At 54.0% G+C, this 3,125-nt stretch carries 7 protein-coding genes; all 7 read right to left on the reverse strand.

All coding sequences use genetic code 11. The features are described 5' to 3' along the window. Window positions 1-815 (reverse strand): DUF4942 domain-containing protein (locus ADK28_RS18455; protein ID WP_048796332.1); only part of this gene is annotated, 815 nt, incomplete at its 3' end. Between the two features lie 82 nt (window positions 816-897). Further along, a complete protein-coding gene (locus ADK28_RS18460; protein WP_048796333.1) occupies window positions 898-1,101 on the reverse strand; it encodes a DUF957 domain-containing protein in 204 nt (67 codons plus the stop codon). A 29-nt stretch (window positions 1,102-1,130) separates the two neighbouring features. Beyond that, a complete protein-coding gene (locus ADK28_RS18465) occupies window positions 1,131-1,622 on the reverse strand; it encodes a DUF5983 family protein (RefSeq protein ID WP_048796334.1) in 492 nt (163 codons plus the stop codon). Next, a complete protein-coding gene (locus ADK28_RS18470) occupies window positions 1,619-1,996 on the reverse strand; it encodes a TA system toxin CbtA family protein (protein ID WP_048796335.1) in 378 nt (125 codons plus the stop codon). The genes ADK28_RS18465 and ADK28_RS18470 overlap by 4 nt, the downstream gene beginning before the upstream one ends. A 51-nt stretch (window positions 1,997-2,047) precedes the next feature. Continuing rightward, a complete protein-coding gene (locus tag ADK28_RS18475) occupies window positions 2,048-2,407 on the reverse strand; it encodes a type IV toxin-antitoxin system YeeU family antitoxin (protein WP_048796336.1) in 360 nt (119 codons plus the stop codon). Window positions 2,408-2,430: 23 nt separating this feature from the next. Then, window positions 2,431-2,652 carry a DUF987 domain-containing protein gene (locus ADK28_RS18480; protein WP_048796337.1) on the reverse strand — a complete coding sequence of 74 codons (222 nt, stop codon included), beginning with the start codon at window positions 2,650-2,652 and terminating at the stop codon, window positions 2,431-2,433. 20 nt (window positions 2,653-2,672) lie between these two features. Then, on the reverse strand, window positions 2,673-3,125 hold a 453-nt coding region (gene radC / locus ADK28_RS18485; protein WP_048796338.1), incomplete at its 5' end, for a RadC family protein.

A 3,125-nucleotide genomic window follows, 5' to 3' on the forward strand; every position in this document is an offset into this window, starting at 1 on the left:
TGCCGGGCGATAATGTCATTCAGCTTATCGACCAACTCTGGTCGTTTGAAGCTGATATGCGCCGTTCCTTTCTGAAAGTATTTTATCGCAAACATCTCATCCTCATAGCGGGTGCTGTGCCTGTTCTCATGGATATGGTCGCCGAGACGACGGGTAACGTCAGCGCGGTTGTCGGGAACCGGCTTACCATCCAGAAGCATCAGCATACGCTCAAGGTCAGCCAGGCGGTCACGCTGCCAGCCCCAGTTAAGCCCAAATCCCCAGCGGTCATATTTGACCAGTCCCGTCACAATGATTTTTGCGCCAAATTTGCAGGGGCTATTGGTCTTATAATTCCAGCTCAGCCCTTTGAACACATTTATCACTCCGCGCTCAAACACCTCCCCCTTGTTCAGATGCAGTTGCTCAAAGGTGCTCAGAATATTGGCTTCACTGACGGCAGGAATATCCTCCCCTTCAAGGTTTTTGTACCACTCGTCACGGGCCTGAGCATCCATCAGGCTCAGCATCCCCGATTTCTTCATCAGATCTTTCCAGATACTGCGATCAATATTGCGGGTGATCGCCTTCATCGCGGTTTCGGAGCTCTCCATCAGCCAGCAGTCATAACGGTATTGCCGCACTCCCCATTCATTCGCTTTGCCCCCGCCAATACTGTCGGTTAATGCAGAAATATCATCAAGTTGCTGTATCAACGTTTCAATTTGTGCCAGCGCGGCATTACGTCCCGTGACAATACGCTCAATGCTGGTGGAGCAAATCACGTCTGCGTGGCCGGTTAATACTTCGGGTTCGGTGAGAGTAAGGTCTGACATCATTTTTATTTCCTTTATATAAAGCAAAGCACCAGCCGGTGAGGGCTGGCGCTTATGCGTGTGTAATGAGTTCGGACAGGGGTTAATCTGTTCCGGCCTTTTGCAGAAGCTGCAGATGGCGGAAATCGCGAACGTCCTGACGCGCACGTTCAATCCAGGGCAACAGCACTGCTGAATCGGTGTTGTCCTCGTCGTTGTCAAAAATCATCTCGCTGCCACAATCGATGTTGTCCTGCAGCCAGCCAATCAGAATGTTGAGTGCCGCTTCGGTGGTTAATTCCGGCAGGTGAAAACCTTGTGGAGATTGAGGTTGGGTTACCAGTCAAAGGTAGCGAAGCCGGGCAGCAATTCACCCAGAGCATCCAGATGGATAATTCTGATGGCATAGCGATGTACCAGCGTCACGATTAGCCGACGACAGGCCTTCGATAATCCCCGCTTCTTAAGCTGGAGTACCGGGTACTGCCAGGCATCCAGATAAATCAGATAACCGGATCCGGTATAGCTAATCCATTCACTGTCACCATGATCTTCATGCTGGTGCGAAAGGGTATACAGCAGGCTGTTATCAGCTTCGGAGATATGGGCGGTACTGCACTGAATGCCATTCAGCCGGGCAACGGGCGGAAGCGGATCTTCAACAACCAGCTTCCCGGGGGAGTCAGCAACGCGAAGCGAATAACCGTTGTCACAGACCACATCGATCAGCGCAGCCAGTTCAATGCCGTCAATATCGACGGCTACCCGGCCCGCATTCAGGGCCAGAACGTTGATGGCGTCGGCTTCTACCGTCAGGGATAACTTCATTGCTGCACCTCGCGGTATTTACCGGTGGTGATATCGGTTACCGTTCTGTAATCGTTGCGGGTCATCAGCCCGGTGGCTTTGCGGGCGCGGAGAATATCGATACGGGTGAGAAGCGGCGACTGTGTTTCGGCACTGAAGCCGTGACGATCGGTGCGAACCAAATCGTATTTTTCCACAATAAAATTCACGGCATCGCACAGTGATATACCGGCGTCAATATGCTCCTGAATCACGCCATCGTTGCCGAAAGGTGTGTCGTTGAGCGTCAGACCGTAGTGGTGCTCCAGCAGGTGACTCAGGAGGCGCAGCCAGATCTCCACGGGTGACGGGCGTGGTGAAGCCTCCCGCGTTGGGGATCTCGATTGGGTTTGCATGGCTGGATCTCTTTGTTGATAGGTTAAAGCGGGGGAAAACAGTACGAAGGTTTACGCGGTTGTTGCAGGTGTCGGGTAAATCGCGATATAGACATACCCATGCGAACCGAGGCTGTCGGCCTCGCAGGTCAGCCCTTTCGCATACAGCGTGACACAGTGCTGATGGCGGGGATTGAGCTCACCGGAAACCAGCATCAGTTCCATCTGCTTCATTAATACCGGGAACGCCAGGTCGAGATGACGTAAATCCGCCTCGCTGAACTGACCGGTGATGCTGGTGCGGTCAGCCAGGTAATGCAGCCAGTTGCCCTCCTGTACCAGTCTCGCGCCAAAACAGGGCGTGTTGTTGCGTCTCAGACCCCACCAGGGCTCAGCGATATCGTGCGTTGTTGTGGATGTTTTATTCGACAATTGAAGCACTCCTTAACCAGGTGTTAATTGAGCGTGACGCTGCGCAATACGACATACGGACCGTTGCGGTCCTGCCGGCGTTCTGCGAAGACAGCGAGCACACCGCTGATATCCTGTACTTCCCGACCGGCGTAGTGGCAGACGCTGCCGGACCATTTGTATTTCCCGGTACAGAAGCGAAATAACCGGGACTGTGGATGCTGGCGGTATATCGTCATTGCCTGGCGTTTACTGATGATTTTCATCGGGTTATTTTCCTGTTGCGCTACAGCCAGCCTCTCTCAGAAAAGGAGACGATTTCCATGCCGCCCACCACCAGGTGGTCCAGCAGACGAATATCAACCAGTCCCAGTGCCTGCTGAATACGCGTAGTGACCTGACGGTCGGCATTGCTGGGTTCGGCAACCCCTGACGGATGGCAGTGCGCCACAATGACGGCGGCACAATTATGCTTCAGCCCCGCTTTCACCACTTCACGGGGATGGACCTGCGTATGGTTGATGGTGCCGGTGAAGAGCGTKTCGTGGGCTATSAGGCGATGCTGGTTATCGAGGAAGAGTGCGGTAAATTCTTCGCGCTCCAGTGAAGCGAGCTGCAGACGCAGCCAGTCACGGACGGCATGGCTGGACGTAAATGACGCGCCGGGTTCGCGTAACTGGCGCTCCAGCAGGGTTAATGCTGCCCTGACCGTCTGCTGGTCGGCAGGGGCTAATTCACG

Origin of the sequence: Serratia sp. 506_PEND, from assembly GCF_001076875.1 — a bacterium.
Lineage (GTDB): Bacteria > Pseudomonadota > Gammaproteobacteria > Enterobacterales > Enterobacteriaceae > Serratia > Serratia marcescens.

What these genes read in the sequence shown, in the direction of transcription:
- ADK28_RS18465 (WP_048796334.1), bottom strand. Translation starts at nt 1,622, where the DNA reads ATGAAGTTATCCCTGACGGTAGAAGCCGACGCCATCAACGTTCTGGCC.
- ADK28_RS18470 (WP_048796335.1), bottom strand. Translation starts at nt 1,996, where the DNA reads ATGCAAACCCAATCGAGATCCCCAACGCGGGAGGCTTCACCACGCCCG.
- ADK28_RS18480 (WP_048796337.1), bottom strand. Translation starts at nt 2,652, where the DNA reads ATGAAAATCATCAGTAAACGCCAGGCAATGACGATATACCGCCAGCAT.